Origin of the sequence: Campylobacter sp. CNRCH_2013_0855, assembly GCF_025773025.1 — a bacterium.
GTDB classification, from domain to species: domain Bacteria; phylum Campylobacterota; class Campylobacteria; order Campylobacterales; family Campylobacteraceae; genus Campylobacter_D; species Campylobacter_D jejuni_C.
Genome location: NZ_JAKMTE010000001.1, coordinates 204,813 through 223,578 on the forward strand (window position 1 = coordinate 204,813; position 18,766 = coordinate 223,578).

Sequence of the window (18,766 nt, forward strand, 5' to 3'; positions counted from 1 at the left end):
TATTTTTAAAAATATAGCAAAATATATTAATCACTTATCAATAAATAATCAATATAATAAAATTAATATAATTAATTAGGAATAATATGATTTGGACTATCGTAGGAATAATGATATTTATACTTTTACTCTTAGCTTTTTGGAAATTATGGCTAGGTTTAGCTTTATTTATATTAATCCCAACACTCATAATTGGAGCAATCATAGGAATAGGGCTTTTAATATACTATAATATCGATGTTATTATGCTTGTCTTCTCTTTTATAATTGGTGCTATATTAATAATCGGAGCAATTCTTATAGGTATAGTATTTTTATATTATATTTACACGAAAATTTTATCTTTAAAAAATTATCACCCAAAAACAAAAGATGAGTTAAAAGAGTTGATTGAAGATGAAATTAATTTAAAAGATATAGATACCCGCTTTATCACAGATATGAGCGAATTATTTAAAAATTCTACAAGAAGTGATTTTAAAGGATTAAAATATTGGGATGTTTCAAATGTAAAAAACATGGCTTCAATGTTTGAAGGTTGTGAAAATTTTAATCAGGATTTATCGAATTGGGATATTTCTAAAGTAAAAAATATGGATTTTATGTTTGAAAATTGCGTTAATTTTAATCAAGACTTATCTAATTGGGATACAAGTAAAGTTGATTATATGCATAAAATGTTTAGAAACTGCCATAAACTTGACAAAAGCATTGCGCAAAAATGGAAACTAGATCAAGATTACTTGTTTTAAAAAGGCAAAGGTGCGAAAAACACCTTAAGCTTTGCATGTTCATCGCAAGCTTTTAAAAAACCTTGCGCTAAAAACTTAATATCTTTGGTTTTTAACTTCTCTCTTAAGTCAAAAGTTCTCTCGCATAGAGGGTAAATAAGATAAATTTCCTTTATCTCGTATTTATTTGCATAAGCAAACATTTGGTATAAATCGCTTTGCGATATGCCATGTTTTTTCTCATCTTCACTATCATCTGGAATTTTCCATTTGGTATCTAAGATCATTTTATTTTCTATATATAAATCAGGCTTTAACATAAAACACTTTTCATCATTTTTTGAGATTAGATACTTTCCACTGCTTTGGGTTTTTATATTTTCATTAGGATTAGCAAGTTTAAACATATAAGCCACATAGTTTTCAAAAAGTTTTTCCATAGGAAAAAGTAAAGCAAAGGCTTCGTTTTTGCCTTTATATGGAGCAAAGCTTTGATTTTGCAAAAATATCTTACACCAAGAAAGTATATTTTCATAATAATCAAAATGTCTTGAAATTTTAAAACTAAAATCTTTTTCGTAATTTTTAGAAAACTCTACCTCATCAAGCATTTGCATAGCTTTGATGATTTTAAATTTATTCAAGATTGTTTTGGATTTTAAAAAATTTAGCGTTGATTTTATCAAGCGATTTGGAGCTATGTCTAAAACAAACTCATCGCTACTTGTGAAAAATCTTTCTTTGTGTATTAAATTTGATTTTATATGCTCATTAAAAAGTAATTTTCCTTTTAAAAAAGTTCTATTTTCTTCGCTACTTACATAAGATCTCATCAAACCTTTTTTATACACACTATCAAATTCATCTAAAAACATCGCGATAAATACTTCAAACAAAGGCATTTTAGCAATTTGTAAAGATGAAATTTGAGACTTTTTAAAGGGAGAATTTTTTAAGGTTTTTAACATATTGATTAAAAGATTTTTGGGGTTAAAATTTATCTCTTTTATACTATACCATTTCTTTACTTTAATATTTTTCACAATTTTATATTCTTGAAAATAGCTAAAATTAGTATATAATTTATTGTCGTTACTTATTGCATAGGCGTAATTTAACTTACTCTTTGAAACTTTCAAAGATTTATCTTTTTTTTCTTTATAGCTATCCAAATTTGTGCATTTTGGCAAGATTTCTAAAACACCGCTTTTAGTCTGTATAATGCCGACATAATTTTTAGCTTTTAAGGTATTTTTATTTTTAAAGCCTAGAAGACTTTCATTGTTTTTTGCAAAGTCTTCTAGCTCTTTATAGAACCTTTCAGTCTTTTCTTTGAAAATTTCTTTTAAATCTTCTTTAGAAAAAGCTTGATATTCGATGATAGAAAAGGTGTTATTCATTTTCGTTTTTTGTTTTATTTGCTATTTTATCATCATAAATTGCTTGATATATTTCTATTTTATCCCAAATTCCATTATTAAATGGAGCAATACTATAAATATTTCTCTCATTATCAACATTATATAAATTCTTTATTTTTTGAAGATATTTATCATCTTTTTTATCTTCAGAAATCATACCATTATCATTTAAAACTGCTTTTATTAAAGCATAATCATTGTAAAAATACTCTTGCAATAGCGGGATGATTTTATTTTGAAAAATACTTTTTAATTTTGAAATACTCAAAACATACCAATCTTCTTTATATTTACCTGGTTTGATCCAATTATTTTTATCAAATTTAACAGCTTCACTTATAAAAAATGCATGCCCTATTGTTTTTTCTCTATCTAATAAAAACTCAATTCTCTTGTTTATACTTATCAAGATTTTTTGAAGTATTTCTGCATCGCCTTCTGTTTTACGATCATCACCCAAATAATCTTCATCTTTATTTGGATTTTCAACATTTTTACACACAAATATATTATAAAGCAAATTAGGTTTAGGTATCATCTCGACAAATTCAAAGCGTCTTCGCAAAGCTGTATCAAGTGAAGTTATACTTCTATCAGCTGTATTCATAGTGCCGATGATATAAACATTTTTAGGTACTCCAAATTTTTCACCGCTATAAGGCAAAGTAACTTTTAATCCCTCGCTTTCATCTATTCTTTTGCTAGGTTCTATCAAGGTTATAAGTTCACCAAAAATCTTACTTACATTACCACGATTAATCTCATCTATGATTATTATATAAGGTTTTAATTCTGGCTTTTCACTAGGATTATTATCTACTTTATAATCTTGTTCTCGTTCTTTAAACAATTTAGCTAGCTGAAAATAATAACTATCGATTTGTCTTCTATGTTTGTTATTTAAAATTTGCTTAATGCTTCTTCCGTTTATAATTTTATCTTTATTTTCCAAAAGCGTTTTAAAAATTTCTAAATTTAAATACAAATTTGCATTAGTATCATCTGTGATAATTCTATATTTTTCATTATATTCTTCTAATTTAAATCCACCACTTTGAGTTTTTTCTATAAATTTTTGTTGATCTACTAATTCATCTAAAAAAATTTCTATTTTGTTTTCTAAATCTTCACTCTTTACAAATTCTTCTTGTGTTAATAAAGATACTTTGTAATTATCCAAAGCTTTTTTACAAAGTTCTTTAAAAATTCCGTCTTTTATTTCGTATTCTACTTCCTTGGAATTTTCTTTGCTATCTATACGAGGCTTTATACCTTCTACAAATTCTTCATATCCATAGCTTTGATGAAAAGTAGTAAAAACTATTTGCCCATTTTTTACATACTCATCAAATTTTGCTTTTTTCTCATCTCTATCTTTATTTGCTAAATTTTCACCCAAGATTTCCAAAGCTTTATCTATAGTATGATAAGTTTTTCCTGTCCCTGGAGGTCCATAAAGAATTTGATTTAAAGGTGGATTTTGATTTTTACTTGGTGTTTTTTCATTTTCAAAATATTGTTCTTTGTAAAATTTTTCATTTTCACTTTGCTTAATTGCACTAAGATTTGAGCTACTTAATATATCTTCAAATAATGGTTTAGCATAACTTGACTCATCTTCATTTTTACCTAAAACACTATATTCTAAAAATCTGTTCGAAGAATATTTTCTAATATTATTAATACTAGCAATAATTTCTATCTTTTGATTTTTTATTTCTACTTTAAATTCTTTCTCGCCACCTCTTGTTTTCAAATACTTAACCATATCTTTTGAAACATAATTTTTATAAGCATTAACATATTTTACAAATTCCAAATAATGAGATTTAATGCAAGCATGCGGACATCGATTGCCACTCTTAAGATCATATTCTCGCAATAGTCCATTTTTTAATTCAAGTAACAAATTTGTTAAAACTTCTATAGAGTTTATTTGAAATATATCAAAATCATCTCTATTGACAATATTTAATCTTTTGCATTCTTTAACTATATCTTTTGTAGCTTTGATGTATTGATTGTAGTTTTTTAGTCTTTTTTCCAAAAATATTCTAAAAATTTTTTCGTTTGAGTTTTCTATTTGTGCTTGTGTTTTATTTCCATTTGAAAAGCGAAATTCAACAATATTCATACTATTTCCTTTTAATCTACAACCGCAAAAAATTTACAATTTTTATAATATCTATGAAAATATTCTCTATCTTTGTTCATATTTTTCAAATAAGTAAAAATAGGCGTAGTCCATTTATAACCTCGGCTTTTCGTATGAAATTCATCTATTAATTTATCATCTTGATAAACATACACACTCATGCCACCATTTTTTACAACTGCTTCTTTAAATTCATCTTCATCTTTTGGAAAATGATAATACACATTACCATTTTTATCTTTTTTGCTTATATTATAATCATATTTATTTTCAAGCATTATACGCCTTTTTGTTTTCGTATTTAAATTTAATTATACAAAAAATAAGTAAAAATTTAGAATTCTAAATTTTTACCATTGTATGAAGGTTTTAGCTTTTCTTATGTCGCTAAAATTTATAGTAGTTTTTTCTTGAGTTTCTAAATTTTCTAAAGTGATATTTTCATCATCTACGGCGATGATTTTTGCTTCGATTTTTTCTTTTTCACTAGTTGTGATTTTTACAAGCTCGTTAATGCTTTTTGCAAAATGTTCAATTTTGCTAAGTTTTCTCTCAAGCCCACAGCTTGATACTTCTAAAAAATACTCCCCACTCACAGGTGGCTCTACATCAAAAATAGGCGATAAAATCTCACTAAGTCTAGCACAATCATCAAGATTTACCCCACCTTCTTTTTGTACATAAATTCTATAAATCTTTCTACCATTTTCACTTACCAGCTCATCATCATAAAAGCTAAGCCCTGCTTCTTTACAAAGTGCTTCAAGATTCATTTTGTTCCTTTTTGATTTTTTCAAATAAAGCATCCATATGGTTTTGATACTCTAATCTATCATCAAATTTAAAGTGAAAATTCGGACATCTATACCACCCTTGCTCACTCATGCAGTAATTTTGCAAAGCACGGGCAGCTTTTTTAAGCTGATTGAGTATGATTTCTTGCTCTTGGATATTAAAAAACATTTTATCTAAATACACAAAAGCATCATATCTACCTTTTTTACACTCTACATCCACTACGCACAAGTTTTTTAAAGCTTCGTTGTCTAAATTTGCTAAAGCTTCTGGTATAAGCTCTTTTAAAATGCTTTCTGTGCGTAGCTTTTTGATTTCAGCTGGGTTCATAGGCTTACTTGTTCCTCAACTTCTTTGTAACTTTCTATATAATCGCCCACTCTCATATCATTACAACCTTCTATACCTACACCGCATTCATAGCCTTTTGCAACTTCTCTTACATCATCTTTAAAGCGCTTGAGTGAGCTTACATTACCTTCAAATACCACAACCCCATCTCTAATGAGCCTGATTTTCGCACCACGATTGATCGTACCTTCTGTCACCATACAACCTGCGATTTGGCCTAATTTTGGCACATTGATCACTTGGCGAATTTCAGCTTGACCAAGTTGTTCTTCAGAGATGATAGGACTCATCATACCACCTAGTAAGGCTTTTACATCATCAAGCAAATTATAAATAACATTATAAGTTTTTATCTCTACGCCTTTATCTTTGGCACGCTCTTTGATCTCACCGGTTGGGCGTATATTAAAACCTAAAACGATAGAGTTTTCACTAGCACTTGCAAGCTCTATATCGCTTTGAGTAATCCCACCTACGCCACTATGGATGATATTAACCTTAATCTCATCGTTTTTGAGTTTTTCTAAACTAGCCTTAATCGCTTCAAGTGAACCTTGCACATCTGCTTTTAAGATCACAGGAAGGGCTTTTAAATTGCCTTCTTTGATTTTTGCACCAAGCTCATCTATACTTACTTTAGTGGATTTGCTTAGTTCTTTTTGGCGGTTGTATTCATGGCGTTTATTAGCATATTCTCTTGCTTGTTTATCGCTATCTACGGCTATTAGGGTTTCTCCTGCATCAGCCACTTCACTAAGACCTATGATCACCCCACACTCACCTGGACCTATTTCTTTTAAAGCTTTGCCTTGATCATCGCTCATAGCACGTACTTTACCATAAGCTTCCCCTGCTACGACTGTATTTCCCACTCTTAAAGTACCATTTTGTACGATGATAGTAGCCACAGGACCTCTACCTTTTTGCACTGAAGATTCTATAATACTTGCTTTAGCATGGGCTTTTGGATTTGCTTTAAGCTCTAAAATATCAGCTTGTAATAATACAATTTCAAGTAAATCCTCTATGCCATCACCCTTTTTAGCTGAAACTGGCACAAACTCATGGCTTCCACCCCATTCTACTGGCATGATGTCCATTTCTGCTAGTTGGGTTTTTACCATGTCAGGATTTGCGTTTTCTTTATCCATTTTATTAATAGCAATGATGATAGGCACATTAGCTGCTTTTGCATGATTGATCGCTTCTTTAGTTTGTGGTTTTACCCCATCATCTGCAGCTACTACGATAATAACAATATCCGTTATACTAGCTCCCCTTGCACGCATAGCAGTAAATGCCTCATGGCCTGGAGTATCAATAAAAGTGATTTTTCTACCATTTTTTTCCACCATGTAAGCACCAACATGCTGAGTGATCCCGCCTGCTTCGCCACTTGCAATGCGTGATTTTCTTATATAATCAAGCAAAGAAGTCTTACCATGATCTACATGCCCCATGATAGTGATAACCGGAGCTCTTTGACTTAGATTTTCTTCTGTTTGATTTTCATCATAATCTTTTACATAATCAAACTCATCAGCTTCATCAATGATATTAATCTCCACGCCAAATTCTGCAGCAAGAATTTCTATAGCATCCTCATCTAAAAAGTCATTTTTAGTCGTCATCATACCAAGCATGAAAAGCTTAGAGATAACTTCTCCGGTGTTTTTACCAAGTTTTTCAGCAAATTCATACACACGAATTTCTTTAGGTATGCTTACACTTGTTATAGCTTCACTTTCTTTTTTCTCTACCTTTTTAGGTGGTTTTTTACGACTTCTTCTTTGTATACCACCCTCGCCAAATGGGTTGATAGAGTTATTTAAAGATTGCTTTAAAATATTTGGTTGTTTTTTGTTTGCTGGTTGTGCTGGTTTGTTTTCTTTTACACTAAAATCAGGTAAAACTACCATATCGTCATCTTCTAAAGAAATATCAGCAAAGTCTTTATCTCCTAAAAGATCCATTTTGGTAGTGTTTTCTTTTTTGCTTGCTACAGGATGATTTTTCTTTTCTTTTTTCTTTCTTTTTAAATTCTCATCTGAATTTGAAAAAATCATACTAAGGCTTAGACCTTGAGTAGTTTGTGTACTAACTTTTTCTTCTTTATTTATTTGAGCTTCTTTGCTTTCTTCTTTTTTCTTTTTAACGATAACCAAGCCTCTTCTTTTAGCTAAATTTAAATTAGAACCTAGCTTTTCATCGAGTTTAATTTCTTCTTTTTTTTCTTCTAATGCCTCATTTTTTATGGGATTTTCAGGTTGTTTATCTTCTTTTTTTATTTCATCTTTTTTTTCACTTACTGCTTTAGCAGGGCTTTTGCTTTCTTTTTTAGTAGTAGTTTTTTTCTCTTCTTTTTTATTTTCTTCTTTTTTAGTAGTTTTTTTTGCCGTACTTTCTTTTTTAGGTTTGGCCAATTTTTTTACCACATCTAGTATTTCACCGGATTGAACGTATTGATAAATCGCTTCTGCGATTTCAGAAGATACTTTTTTGTTAGGGGATTTGATATCTTCTAAGCCCATTTCATTGGCTTTTTCTATAATTTCTTTACTTGTATATCCTAACTCTTGAGCGATCTCGCTAATCTTTACATCTGCCATTAAAAAATATCTCCTTTAAATCCTGCTGATTTATATTACCATGAAAACTGCCTTTGCAAGCTCTCATAAAAGCCCTTTGCAATGTTTTTTCATCTTTATCAAAACATGAATTACAAATATACAAACTCCTGCCAAATTCCACTTTAGTGATAATTTGAGAATTTTTTATTTGAAATTGATGCAAACTTTGCTTTTCATAACGACCTTTGCAAACAATGCACATTCTAATGGGTATATGATTTTTCAAAATTATATCTTTTTTTTGGAATTTTTAGCAAATTTTAAAGCCCTCATCATCAAATTCTAAAAGCTCAACTCTAAATTTAGCAAATTTATTTTTGATTTTTTCTTTGATTTTTTTGGCATCATCTTTATAAGCTAGAGTAAAAAAACTCGAACCTGATCCTGAAAGCGTGCTCATGAGAGCATTATTATCTAAAGCTAGTTTTTGCACCTCAAAAAGCTCAGGCAAAAGTTTCATTCTTTGGTTTTGATGAAGTTTGTCTAAACTTGCATATTTTAATAAATCATATTTTTTCTCTAAAAAACAAGCAGTTAAAAATGAAGCATGACAAAGATTAAAAACACCATCTTCTAGATTGATTTTTTTAGCTAAAACTGCTCTTGATTTTTGAGTATTCATCGCTACATTTGGTATGGTTATAACAGCTTGTAAGTCTTTATCCACTTCTTTTTTTATAGCTAAAACTTTTTCATTATGAGTTAATGCACACACAAAACCCCCAAGTGCTGCTGGAGCTATATTATCTGGATGGTTTTCATATTTTAAAGCTTCATTTAAAATGGTATTTTTATCCGCTTTAAATCCACTTAATTCATAAGCACAAGCAATAGCCCCAACTATTACAGCAGAAGAGCTTCCCATGCCTCTTGCTAAAGGGATGTTATTTTGAAAAACAAAGCGGAAATTATCTTTTTTACCACTTAGTCTTTGATAAATTTCATAAAAAATATTAACAAAGGTATTGTTTTTTTTAAGATAGATATTATTTTCACCTTCTCCGTGTATGCTAATGCTAAAAAATTTAGATTTTTCAACTATGGTTTGATTAAAATATTTTAAACTCAAACCCAAACAATCAAAACCAGGACCTAAATTTGCACTTGTAGCAGGAACTAAAATCTTCATTTTTTTACCTTAATTAATCGCATCTAAAACATAAAAAGGTGTATTTTCTTTACTGAAATTTAAATCTTTTAAACTTTGGGGCATAAAAAAGCTTCCCGCTTGTGTCTTTTCTAAAACAACTTCATCATCATCTTTTTTTACAAAACATAAATGCTTATTAGCGGCTATAGGAGCATTATTGTTTAACTCAAAAGCACTAATAGCTTTTAAAGGAATGTTTTTAACTATAGCTAGAGTTTTAAAAGAAACATAAGAAATCTTTATACCCATGTAAGAGCCTGGTCCATGCACATAAATAAGCTTTTCAAACTCATATTGTGAAAGTAAATCTTGCAATATTTTTGGCAAAACTTCACTAACTTTTAAATCATCCTTAATGGTTTTTATCAATACATCATTTTCATAAATACCAAGCATCAAAGGTTTTGCTATAGCATTTAAAAGCAAAGTAACCTTTTTTATGCAAAAACCTTTTCATAAACTTTATATGCACTTTTTTCTAAACTTACCACTTCATAAGTACTAGGATCTTTTAAAAGTTCTTTGGTTAAAAGATGATTAAGTTTGTGCGAACCTGCATAAGAAGTATAGTCTCCAAAAACTCTACATCCAAGCAAGGTTAAATCCCCGATAGCATCTAAAATTTTATGGCGCACAAATTCGTCTTTAAAACGCAAACCTTCAGGGTTTAAAATACGATTATCATCAATCACAACAGCATTTTCTAAACTTCCACCAAGACCTAAATTCATAGCTCTTAAAGCTTGAACATCTTTTAAAAATCCAAAGGTTCTTGCTCTTGCTATTTGCTCTATGTAGTTTTGTTTGCTAAATTCAAAACAATAATTTTGCTTACCTATGATAGGATTATCAAATTCGATTGTATAGTTTACAATAGGCATATCCGTAGGACTTAAACGCACAAATTTATTGCCTTCTTTTACTTCTACACTTTTTTTAATCACTAAAATTTTTTTAGCCACATCAAGCTCTTTTATGCCTGCTTCTTCAAGCATCATACAAAAGCCTATGCTACTACCATCCATTACAGGAGCTTCATTAGCATCTAAAACTATACGCACATTGTCAATACCATAAGCATTAATCGCACTCATTAAATGCTCTATAGTAGATACATAACCTCTATGATCGCCTATTACAGTAGCCATTTGTGTATCGATGACATTTTCAGGTTTTGCTTCATAAGAAATTCCTAAATCACTTCTATAAAACACTATACCACTGCCAGCTTCTAATGGCTCTAATTTTATACTAATAGGCTCACCCTTGTGCAAACCTATGCCAACACCTTTAACTTCTTTTGCTATTGTTGTTTGATTCATTTTTATTCACTCAAAATTCTTTTTTTACTTGATTCTAATACATTATAGATATTTTCTTTTATCCATTTTGCATCTTGCCATTGCTCAGGACGCACTTCAACTCCTTGCACTAAAACACCAAAATGCACATGATCTCCAAGTGCTAAGCCTGTAGTACCTGTGGTGCCTATAACATCACCTGCTCTAACTCTATCGCCCACATTTACATCCACATTAGTGCAGTGTCCATAAAGAGTATAAATACCAAAGCCATGATAAATAATAATATTTAATCCATAAATTCCATTTTCTTGTACAAATACTACTTCACCATCATTATTGCTAATGATAGGCGCTTCTTTTACGCTTGCTAAATCAAGCCCCATATGATAAGAACTACTAAATGCTTGATTATTATAAGAATAAAATCTATGATCAGCATAATCAGCTACTTTTTGGCCATTTTTTAAAGGTTTGAAAAGATTAACTTTAAAATTATTAATCATAGTATCAGGAACTTTACTTGTAATATCATGAATGATAACTTCATTAGAAGCTCTTAAATCTTCATTCACAAATTTAAATTTTTCAAGCCTGCTTAATTCTCTATCTTTTGGAGCATATTTTTGTGCTAAAAATTCAATCTTACCATCTAAAAATCTATCACTTACCTTTATATTAGATACACGGTATTTTTTATTAGTAAAATAATATCTAATTCTTTGTTTGTTTACATTACCTGCTTTATCCACTGCCACCACATAAGCTCTAAAGTGCTCATCAGTTGCCTCCCAAGGAATCAAAGCAGCATAATATCCTTCTTTCACATAAGGAGTTGCTTTAAAAATTCTATCTTTATCGGTTGTGATATAAACTTCTTGCAAATTCTCATCACTTGCTTTAAATACCACACTACCTACTCCACCTTGTTCGATTTGGTAAGAATTATCTAAAATTTCTACAAGTGGTTTTTTGGTATCAATAATAACTTTCACTTCTTTAAGTGCTTGATTTCCTAAAAAGAAATTCCAAAAACTACTATCACTTGCTTCTATTACAAGTTTATAAGAATCGACTTTTTCTTTATAAGCTAGTTTTGGTAATTTTAAATCAAAATGAATGCTTTTTTTGTTGCCCTTAACATGCTCATTAACAAGTATTTCACCATTTAACTCATTTGCCTTAAATAAAGTAACTTTTATATCTTTTAAAGCACTTTCATCGCTTACTTCTATGGATATAGGATCTGTTAAATTACTATAAATAATATCTGATTTTGTTTGAATCAGCGGAGGATTTTTTTCAAATAACTTTGTATTTAAAACAAACACCACAAAGGCTAAAAGTATTAAAAAAACTGCCAAAATCCACTTTTTATTTGATCTTTTACGTGCAAAAACCATATTTTCACTTTCAATCTATTTTTTTAAAAATATATTATTCTTTAGCAAATTAAGAGTAAATTATAAAAAATTTTATAAAATTTCTCTTAATTTATTTGCACTTTTAATCCAAGTTTCAAGCTCATTTATATCACATTTTTCTATCATTTTTTTACATTCTTGCAATTCTTTTTGAAACAAATCAATAGAATTTAATAAATTTTGTTTATTTTGCTCAAAAATACCACTCCACATTTGAGGGTTTGATTTTGCAATTCTACACATATCTTTAAAAGAAGGACCACCTAGGTGGGCTATGTTTTTTTTATTTTCTTCTTTCATTACAAAATTTGCCAAAGAAAAACTAATCACATGCGGTAAATGTGAAATGATGGAAGCATGATGATCATGCGCAATACTATCCATAAATACAAGTTTCATTCCTAAATCTGAAAAAATTTCTATGGCTCTTTTTTGGTGAATATGATCAGCATTTTGCACATCACACAAAACACAAACTGCATTTTTATATAAATCTTTTATAGCTGCACTTGGACCGCTATTTTCCGTTCCTGCCATAGGATGAGCTGCGATAAATTGACTTTGTAAATCAGATGGTAAATTTTTAATAATTTCTTCTTTTGTACTTCCAAGCTCAATGATAGTGCAATCTTTGGAAATGCCTTGAAATTCTTTTAAAATTTTTACAATAGCTCTTACAGGGATAGCTAAAAAAATTACATCACATTTTTTTAACTCTTCAAAAGAAACAATTTTATCTATTAATTTTCGCTCTAGTGCGATTTGTTCAAATTCCTTATTTATATCGTACCCGCAAACTAAATCTATTAATTTATTCTCTCTTAAACTAAGACCCAAAGATCCGCCTATTAAGCCAAGTCCAACTATACCTACTTTCATAAATTTTCCTTAAAAAGCATTAGTTAAAAATATTTTGGTATTATAACGATTTTGTATATAAAAATTTAGGTAAAATGATGAAAAAATGGTTTGTTTTCTTTGCACTCTCAAGTTCTTTATGTGCAACTACGATTAAAGATATAAAATTTGAAGGCTTATCGCAACTTTCTAAAGAAAGTGCTATTGCGATTTCTAAATTAAAAATAGGACAAAAAATTGATCCTGCTAGTATAGATATAGCGATTAAAAATCTTTTTGATAGAAATTATTTTAAAGATATAGCAGTAGAAGAAAAAAATGGAGTGCTAACTTTTAAAATGGTAGAAAAACCATCTATTGGAAAAATAGATATTCAAGGTATAGCAAGTAACGATAGAAAACAAATAGAAAGCCTTGTTGGCTTAAAACCTGGAATTTTGTATGATGAAAATTCAGCTAAAGATGCGGCCGAAAAAATCAAACTTTTTTATCAAGCCAAAGGTTTTTATGATACTGTTGTAGAAATCAAAGATGAAAAATTAAGTAACTCAAGTTCATTAAAACTTACTTTTGTGGTAAATCGTGGGGAAAATATCATCATAGAAAAAGTGCATTTAAGTGGCGCAAAAAATTTAAGTTATTCAGATATTGAACCTGCAATAGCAAATAAACAAAGAGAAGCTTTGGGTTGGATGTGGGGTTTTAATGATGGTAAGCTTAAAATTTTTGATCTTGCAAATGATAGCTCAAGAATTTCAGATGTATATTTAAAAGAAGGCTATCTTGATGTGAGCGTATCTCCTGCTTTTTTAAATACTTACACAGATACTTATCAAGCTGATTTGACTTATTTTATTAATGAAGGCGAGGTTTATAAAGTCAAAGAGATTAAAATTTTTAATCCAATTTTTAGCGATGAAGAAAATGAAGCTTTGGCAAATGATTTAAAATTAAGTGTTGGAAAAATAGTCAATATAGAAAAACTAAGAGAAGATATAAAAACTATAGAAACCAAAACAGCAGATTTAGGTTATGCTTTTGTACAAGTTATACCTGATATACAAAAAGATAAAGAAAATCATGAAGCTATAATTATTTTTAAAGTTATACCGAATGAAAAAGTATATATAAGAGATGTCATCGTTTCAGGCAATACCAAGACAGTTGATAGGGTTATTCGTAGAGAGCTTTATTTAACCGAAGGTAATCTTTATAATAGAACTGATTTAATGGACTCAAGAAATGCTCTAAGAAGAACTGCATATTTTGAAAATGTAGACATTAAAGAACAAAGAGTGGATGATACACATATTGATTTAATAGTAGAAGTCAAGGAAGCTTCAACCGGAGCTATTTCAGGTGGTATTGGTTATGGAACTAGTGATGGAATTTTACTTAGTGCTTCATTATCTGATGCAAATATTTTAGGTTCTGGTATGAAAGGAAGTGTAAGTATAGACAAAGGCGATGATACACTTTCAGGTAGAGTATCTTTAAGAAATCCTAGAGTAAATGATAGCGATTATTCTCTTGGAGGATCATTATATTCAGACCGTTTAGAGTGGGATAGCTATGATGAGAGAAATTATGGTTTTGATATAAGCGTTGGTAAAACTTTAGGAAGATATACAAGCATAGATTTAACTTATAATCTTGAACAAAGTGATATTTATCATTTAAGTGATCGCTTAATCGCTCAAGGATATAAACTTGGAAAAACTTACAAAAGCTCTATTACTCCTTCAATAGTATTTAACAATACAGATGATTATTATTTACCAAGATCAGGTTTTATCGCTTCAACCTCACTTGAATATGCAGGCTTAGGTGGGGATCAAGAATTTATAAGCTCTACCACTAAATTTAATTATTATCAAGGCTTAGAAGAATTTATAGGCTGGGATTTGATTTATCGTTATAAAGCAAGTTTTTATAAAGTATGGGACCAAGGCTATTTACCAATTAACGAAAAACTCTATCTTGGAGGTATAGGAACCATTAGAGGTTTTGATAGAAGAAGCGTGAGTCCTAAAAACGAATGGGGCGATGAGACAGGTGGTACAGTTGCCTTTGCAAACTCTGTAGAACTTAGCTTTCCAATCTTTGATAGAATCAAACTAAGAGGAAGTATATTTTTTGACTATGGTGCCATAGGACAAAGCTCTTTAAGTCAAATTCAAAGATGGAGTACAGGCGTTGGTTTTGAGTGGCTAACCCCACTAGGTGCTTTAAATTTAGTTTTTGCTAAACCATTTAATACTAACTCAAAAGACGACATAAGTAAATTTGAATTTATGTTAGGCGCAAGATTCTAAAAGTAATAAAATCTTGCTATAATTTTGAAATTTTATTTTAGGTAGAGATAATGAATTTTTTAGATATTTTTTCTAGTATAAGACGCAAACAAGCTACTCCAAGTGAAGCTCCAAACCACTGGGTTAAATGTAATTCTTGTCATGCGTTAATGTATTATAAAGAAATAGAAACTTGTTATAATGTTTGCCCTAAATGTAATTTTCACATGAGATTAAACCCTTTAAAACGCATCGAGTTACTTAGCGATGAAGGCACATTTATAGAAATGGATAAAGATTTACATGCAATCGACCCGCTTAAATTTGTAGATAGTAAATCATATAAAAAAAGATTAGCAGAAAACGAAGAAAAAACAGGAAGAAAAAGTGCTATAATAAGTGGCGAGTGTAATATAGATGGCATTAAAACTCAATTAGTTGTTTTTGATTTTTCTTTCATGGGAGGAAGTTTGGGCTCAGTAGAAGGTGAAAAAATTCTTAGAGCGATTGAAAGAGCAATTGAGAAAAAAACACCTGTTGTTATAGTTAGTGCAAGCGGTGGAGCTAGAATGCAAGAAAGTACTTATTCTTTAATGCAAATGAGCAAAACAAGTGCAGCATTAAAGCTACTAGCAGAAGAAAAACTTCCTTATATTTCAGTATTAACGGATCCAACCATGGGTGGAGTAAGTGCATCTTTTGCTTGGCTTGGAGATATCATCTTAGCCGAACCTGGCGCTTTAGTAGGTTTTGCAGGGGCTAGGGTAATTAAACAAACTATAGGAGCTGATTTACCAGAAGGCTTTCAAAAGGCCGAATTTTTACTTGAACATGGATTAATCGATGCGATTGTAGAAAGAAGTGAACATAAAAAATTTATAGCAGATTTTTTAAGATTTTTTTCTAAAAACTAAAAAATGCAAATCAATCTTTTAAGCATTCAAAAAAACAATAACAATGAATTTAGCAAAATAGATGAGCACTACACCAAGCTCATCAAAAAATTTTGCAGTTTTAATGATATTTGTATTTTTAATAATAAAATCAATCAAGCACAAAACACTAATATCATAGAAGCAAAAAAATCTTATACAAATGCACTAAATCCTTATAAAAAAGGTTTTTGCATAGCCTTAGATGAAAAAGGTAAAGAGCTTACGAGTGTAGAATTTGCAAAATTATTACTAGATAAAAATGAAATTTCATTTTTTATAGGCGGTGCTTATGGGTTTGAGCAAGAATTTATTACACAAATGCATACAAGTATAGCCCTTAGCAAAATGACTTTAGTGCATAAATTTGCCAAAACCATGCTTTTAGAACAAATTTATCGTGCATTTTGCATTAATACAAATCACCCATATCACAAATAGGAGCATTTATGCAAGAATTAAATCTTGAGGAATTTAAAAATATATTACTTCAAAGACAAAAAGAAATTTTACAAGAGCTTCAGGGCAATATAAACAATATCCATAATCTACAAGATAGCGAACCTAGAGATGAAGTTGATTTGCAGCAAATCGACAATAGTTCTCATATTGATTTTAAAATCAATGAAAATTTAAAAGCCGAACTAGAAGAAATTAAACATTCATTAAGTAAAATAGATAACAATACTTATGGTATTTGCGAGTATTGCGAAGATGATATTCACCCTGAAAGACTTAAGGTAAAACCTCACGCAAAATACTGTATCAATTGCCGTGAAACTCTAGAAAAAAGGAAAGAGCTATGAAGATAAGATTATTTTTCTTTGCAAGTTTGGTTTATCTTTTAATTGTTGCAGCCTTAGTTTATAATCTAAATTTAGGAAATTACACTTTTGCAATTTCCACTTTTGAATTAAATTTACCTGTTAGCTTATGGGTTGTTTTGCCTGCTTTATTTTTAATGATACTAGCTTTAGCACATATGAGTTTTTATGGCTTTTTAAAACATTTACAATACAAAAATCTAATTAAAGATAGTAAAAATTATGAAAATTTTATTATTGATATTTTTTTAAAAAAAATAAGCAAGGTTAAATTTAAAACTCAAGAATTTCAAAATATAGCAAAAAACACTCAAGCCCTTTGTTTTAAAGAAAAAATTCAAAATCCTAAAATAGATGAAATTATTGATATTTTTGAGAACTTAGATAAAAAAGAATTTGTAGAATTAAAAAAATACAAGCTAGATCCAAATAATGAATTTTTTATTTTAAATGAAAAAAATCACTTTCAAAATGATAACAATTATGCTTTTTCTTTTATCAAAAACAAAGATACCTTAGCAGATGAACTAGAAATTTTTGCTTATAAAATGGTGTTAGAAAATGCACCCTATAGTCAAATTAAAATACTAAAAATACAAAAAAATCAAGATGATATTTTATTGCTTTTAAATAGATTTGAAAAAGAAAACTTAGAATTAAATCATGCCGAAATCGAAGTTTTACTTAGTATGAATACCTTAGATGATAAGTCATATTTACGTTGTGCTAAAATACTTTGTAAAAAAATAGAGCCTCAAGTATTAATTGCTTTATTTAAAAAGTTAAAAGATAGTTATTCTCAAGCTTTAAGGGCTTATCTTTATACTTTAGCAGAATTTGGTATGTATGATGAATTACTTAATGAATTAGGAAATGATCAAAATGAGCATAAAGACTTTAGACTCTTGCTCTTTTTAAGAGAACATAATAAAAAAATAGAACTTGAAAAATTAATACAATGATAGATTTTAGCAAAAAGCCTTTATTTTTAGCCCCTATGGCAGGTTTTTCAGACTTGCCTTTAAGAAATTTAGTCAAGCAATTTGGGGCTGATGTAACCATTAGTGAAATGATAAGTTCTAATGCCTTAGTGTATGAGAGCTCAAAAACTCTTAAAATGCTAGAAAAAGCTGAACTTGAAAATCCTTACATAGTTCAAATTGCAGGCTCAGATGAAAGTGTGATTCAAAAAGCAGTAGAAATATTAAATCGTTTTGATTTTATAGATGGGATTGATTTTAATTGCGGTTGTCCTGTAAATAAAGTTATAAAACAATGCGCAGGTAGTGCTCTTTTACAAGATCTTGATAAATTACAAAGAATTTTAGAACTTATCAAAAAAACAAGCAATAAAAAATTAACTAGTGTCAAAGTAAGATTGGGATTTGAAAAAAAAGATCCTATTGCCATCGCTAAAGCGTGTGAAAATGCTGGAGTAAATTTTATCAGTATGCATGGTCGCACTAGAAAACAAATGTATAGTGGAAATGCTGATTATGAAGCCATAGCTTTAGCCAAAGAAAATATCAAAATTCCTTTAGTAGCAAATGGTGATATTAGTGCAGATAATGCTAAAGAAGTATTTGAAACAACAAAATGTGATGCTTTGATGATAGGACGTGCAAGCATAGGAAAACCTTGGATATTTTATGAGATAAAAACTGGCAAAAAAATAGAAAAAGCTATGAAAAATAAAATCATTTTTGCACATTTTGAAGAAATGCTAAAACACTATAAAGAACAAGGCATAAGCATATTTAGAAAACACTTGCATGAATATTCTAAAGGCTATGACGATGCTTCTAATTTTAGAGATTGTGTTAATCGTATTAATGATGCAGATATTATGCGAAAATATATTCAAGAATTTTTCAATAAGGAATGATTTTTGCTTGTAAAT

General features: G+C 29.5%; 19 protein-coding genes. 7 read left to right on the forward strand and 12 right to left on the reverse strand.

All coding sequences use genetic code 11. The features are described 5' to 3' along the window. Nucleotides 1-86: 86 nt before the first annotated feature. Entirely contained in the window at nucleotides 87-752 is a 666-nt protein-coding gene (locus tag L8X40_RS01015; RefSeq protein ID WP_263667117.1) for a BspA family leucine-rich repeat surface protein, read from the forward strand. On the opposite strand, the gene L8X40_RS01020 is transcribed toward L8X40_RS01015, so the two are convergent. The 12 genes from L8X40_RS01020 to L8X40_RS01075 form a co-directional block, all read right to left on the reverse strand. Then, entirely contained in the window at nucleotides 749-2,131 is a 1,383-nt protein-coding gene (locus L8X40_RS01020; protein WP_263667118.1) for an McrC family protein, read from the reverse strand. The two genes, L8X40_RS01015 and L8X40_RS01020, sit on opposite strands and share 4 nt — an antisense overlap. Beyond that, nucleotides 2,124-4,286, reverse strand: coding sequence for an McrB family protein (locus L8X40_RS01025; protein WP_263667119.1), 2,163 nt, complete (start codon nucleotides 4,284-4,286; stop codon nucleotides 2,124-2,126). The genes L8X40_RS01020 and L8X40_RS01025 overlap by 8 nt, the downstream gene beginning before the upstream one ends. Nucleotides 4,287-4,297: 11 nt before the next feature. Further along, entirely contained in the window at nucleotides 4,298-4,585 is a 288-nt protein-coding gene (locus L8X40_RS01030; RefSeq protein ID WP_261529615.1) for a hypothetical protein, read from the reverse strand. A 72-nt stretch (nucleotides 4,586-4,657) separates the two neighbouring features. Further along, entirely contained in the window at nucleotides 4,658-5,080 is a 423-nt protein-coding gene (gene rimP / locus L8X40_RS01035; protein ID WP_047207940.1) for a ribosome maturation factor RimP, read from the reverse strand. Next, nucleotides 5,070-5,432: a 30S ribosome-binding factor RbfA gene (gene rbfA / locus L8X40_RS01040; protein WP_039625256.1), complete on the reverse strand. Its 363-nt coding sequence runs from the start codon at nucleotides 5,430-5,432 to the stop codon at nucleotides 5,070-5,072. Before rbfA ends, rimP begins: the two co-directional genes overlap by 11 nt. Then, a complete protein-coding gene (gene infB, locus L8X40_RS01045) occupies nucleotides 5,429-8,062 on the reverse strand; it encodes a translation initiation factor IF-2 (protein WP_263667120.1) in 2,634 nt (877 codons plus the stop codon). The genes rbfA and infB overlap by 4 nt, the downstream gene beginning before the upstream one ends. Then, nucleotides 8,043-8,309, reverse strand: a complete 267-nt coding sequence (locus L8X40_RS01050; RefSeq protein WP_263667121.1) for a DUF448 domain-containing protein — start codon at nucleotides 8,307-8,309, stop codon at nucleotides 8,043-8,045. The genes infB and L8X40_RS01050 overlap by 20 nt, the downstream gene beginning before the upstream one ends. Nucleotides 8,310-8,333: 24 nt before the next feature. Then, nucleotides 8,334-9,212 carry a homoserine kinase gene (thrB, locus tag L8X40_RS01055; protein WP_214099830.1) on the reverse strand — a complete coding sequence of 293 codons (879 nt, stop codon included), beginning with the start codon at nucleotides 9,210-9,212 and terminating at the stop codon, nucleotides 8,334-8,336. 9 nt (nucleotides 9,213-9,221) lie between these two features. Then, the gene (locus L8X40_RS01060; RefSeq protein ID WP_263667140.1) at nucleotides 9,222-9,629 is read right to left on the reverse strand and encodes a tRNA threonylcarbamoyladenosine biosynthesis protein TsaB; all 408 of its coding nucleotides are present in this window, start codon (nucleotides 9,627-9,629) and stop codon (nucleotides 9,222-9,224) included. A 41-nt stretch (nucleotides 9,630-9,670) separates the two neighbouring features. Beyond that, nucleotides 9,671-10,555: a UDP-3-O-acyl-N-acetylglucosamine deacetylase gene (lpxC, locus tag L8X40_RS01065; RefSeq protein ID WP_263667122.1), complete on the reverse strand. Its 885-nt coding sequence runs from the start codon at nucleotides 10,553-10,555 to the stop codon at nucleotides 9,671-9,673. A 2-nt stretch (nucleotides 10,556-10,557) separates the two neighbouring features. Then, nucleotides 10,558-11,937: a M23 family metallopeptidase gene (locus L8X40_RS01070; protein ID WP_263667123.1), complete on the reverse strand. Its 1,380-nt coding sequence runs from the start codon at nucleotides 11,935-11,937 to the stop codon at nucleotides 10,558-10,560. Nucleotides 11,938-12,009: 72 nt separating this feature from the next. Next, nucleotides 12,010-12,837, reverse strand: a complete 828-nt coding sequence (locus L8X40_RS01075; protein WP_214099826.1) for a prephenate dehydrogenase — start codon at nucleotides 12,835-12,837, stop codon at nucleotides 12,010-12,012. Nucleotides 12,838-12,914: 77 nt separating this feature from the next. Between L8X40_RS01075 and bamA the strand changes: the two genes are divergently transcribed. Genes bamA through L8X40_RS01105 form a run of 6 tightly spaced genes read left to right on the forward strand, consistent with a single transcriptional unit; the run spans nucleotide 12,915 to nucleotide 18,751 of the window. Further along, a complete protein-coding gene (bamA, locus tag L8X40_RS01080) occupies nucleotides 12,915-15,131 on the forward strand; it encodes an outer membrane protein assembly factor BamA (RefSeq protein WP_263667124.1) in 2,217 nt (738 codons plus the stop codon). 50 nt (nucleotides 15,132-15,181) lie between these two features. Continuing rightward, nucleotides 15,182-16,024, forward strand: coding sequence for an acetyl-CoA carboxylase, carboxyltransferase subunit beta (gene accD, locus L8X40_RS01085; protein WP_087699416.1), 843 nt, complete (start codon nucleotides 15,182-15,184; stop codon nucleotides 16,022-16,024). 3 nt (nucleotides 16,025-16,027) lie between these two features. Then, nucleotides 16,028-16,483 (forward strand): 23S rRNA (pseudouridine(1915)-N(3))-methyltransferase RlmH, encoded by a 456-nt coding sequence (locus tag L8X40_RS01090; protein WP_087699415.1) that lies wholly within the window; start codon nucleotides 16,028-16,030, stop codon nucleotides 16,481-16,483. Between the two features lie 8 nt (nucleotides 16,484-16,491). Further along, nucleotides 16,492-16,848 carry an RNA polymerase-binding protein DksA gene (gene dksA, locus L8X40_RS01095; RefSeq protein ID WP_087699412.1) on the forward strand — a complete coding sequence of 119 codons (357 nt, stop codon included), beginning with the start codon at nucleotides 16,492-16,494 and terminating at the stop codon, nucleotides 16,846-16,848. After that, a complete protein-coding gene (locus L8X40_RS01100) occupies nucleotides 16,845-17,828 on the forward strand; it encodes a hypothetical protein (RefSeq protein WP_263667125.1) in 984 nt (327 codons plus the stop codon). Before dksA ends, L8X40_RS01100 begins: the two co-directional genes overlap by 4 nt. Beyond that, entirely contained in the window at nucleotides 17,825-18,751 is a 927-nt protein-coding gene (locus L8X40_RS01105) for a tRNA dihydrouridine synthase (RefSeq protein ID WP_263667126.1), read from the forward strand. The genes L8X40_RS01100 and L8X40_RS01105 overlap by 4 nt, the downstream gene beginning before the upstream one ends. The last annotated feature ends 15 nt before the right edge of the window (nucleotides 18,752-18,766 follow it).

Bases quoted from the DNA above. Each gene is read 5' to 3' on its own strand.
- L8X40_RS01015 (WP_263667117.1), top strand. From the start codon at position 87: ATGATTTGGACTATCGTAGGAATAATGATATTTATACTTTTACTCTTA.
- L8X40_RS01020 (WP_263667118.1), bottom strand. From the start codon at position 2,131: ATGAATAACACCTTTTCTATCATCGAATATCAAGCTTTTTCTAAAGAA.
- L8X40_RS01025 (WP_263667119.1), bottom strand. From the start codon at position 4,286: ATGAATATTGTTGAATTTCGCTTTTCAAATGGAAATAAAACACAAGCA.
- L8X40_RS01030 (WP_261529615.1), bottom strand. From the start codon at position 4,585: ATGCTTGAAAATAAATATGATTATAATATAAGCAAAAAAGATAAAAAT.
- rimP (WP_047207940.1), bottom strand. From the start codon at position 5,080: ATGAATCTTGAAGCACTTTGTAAAGAAGCAGGGCTTAGCTTTTATGAT.
- rbfA (WP_039625256.1), bottom strand. From the start codon at position 5,432: ATGAACCCAGCTGAAATCAAAAAGCTACGCACAGAAAGCATTTTAAAA.
- infB (WP_263667120.1), bottom strand. From the start codon at position 8,062: ATGGCAGATGTAAAGATTAGCGAGATCGCTCAAGAGTTAGGATATACA.
- thrB (WP_214099830.1), bottom strand. From the start codon at position 9,212: ATGAAGATTTTAGTTCCTGCTACAAGTGCAAATTTAGGTCCTGGTTTT.
- L8X40_RS01060 (WP_263667140.1), bottom strand. From the start codon at position 9,629: ATGCTTGGTATTTATGAAAATGATGTATTGATAAAAACCATTAAGGAT.
- lpxC (WP_263667122.1), bottom strand. From the start codon at position 10,555: ATGAATCAAACAACAATAGCAAAAGAAGTTAAAGGTGTTGGCATAGGT.
- L8X40_RS01070 (WP_263667123.1), bottom strand. From the start codon at position 11,937: ATGGTTTTTGCACGTAAAAGATCAAATAAAAAGTGGATTTTGGCAGTT.
- L8X40_RS01075 (WP_214099826.1), bottom strand. From the start codon at position 12,837: ATGAAAGTAGGTATAGTTGGACTTGGCTTAATAGGCGGATCTTTGGGT.
- bamA (WP_263667124.1), top strand. From the start codon at position 12,915: ATGAAAAAATGGTTTGTTTTCTTTGCACTCTCAAGTTCTTTATGTGCA.
- accD (WP_087699416.1), top strand. From the start codon at position 15,182: ATGAATTTTTTAGATATTTTTTCTAGTATAAGACGCAAACAAGCTACT.
- L8X40_RS01090 (WP_087699415.1), top strand. From the start codon at position 16,028: ATGCAAATCAATCTTTTAAGCATTCAAAAAAACAATAACAATGAATTT.
- dksA (WP_087699412.1), top strand. From the start codon at position 16,492: ATGCAAGAATTAAATCTTGAGGAATTTAAAAATATATTACTTCAAAGA.
- L8X40_RS01100 (WP_263667125.1), top strand. From the start codon at position 16,845: ATGAAGATAAGATTATTTTTCTTTGCAAGTTTGGTTTATCTTTTAATT.
- L8X40_RS01105 (WP_263667126.1), top strand. From the start codon at position 17,825: ATGATAGATTTTAGCAAAAAGCCTTTATTTTTAGCCCCTATGGCAGGT.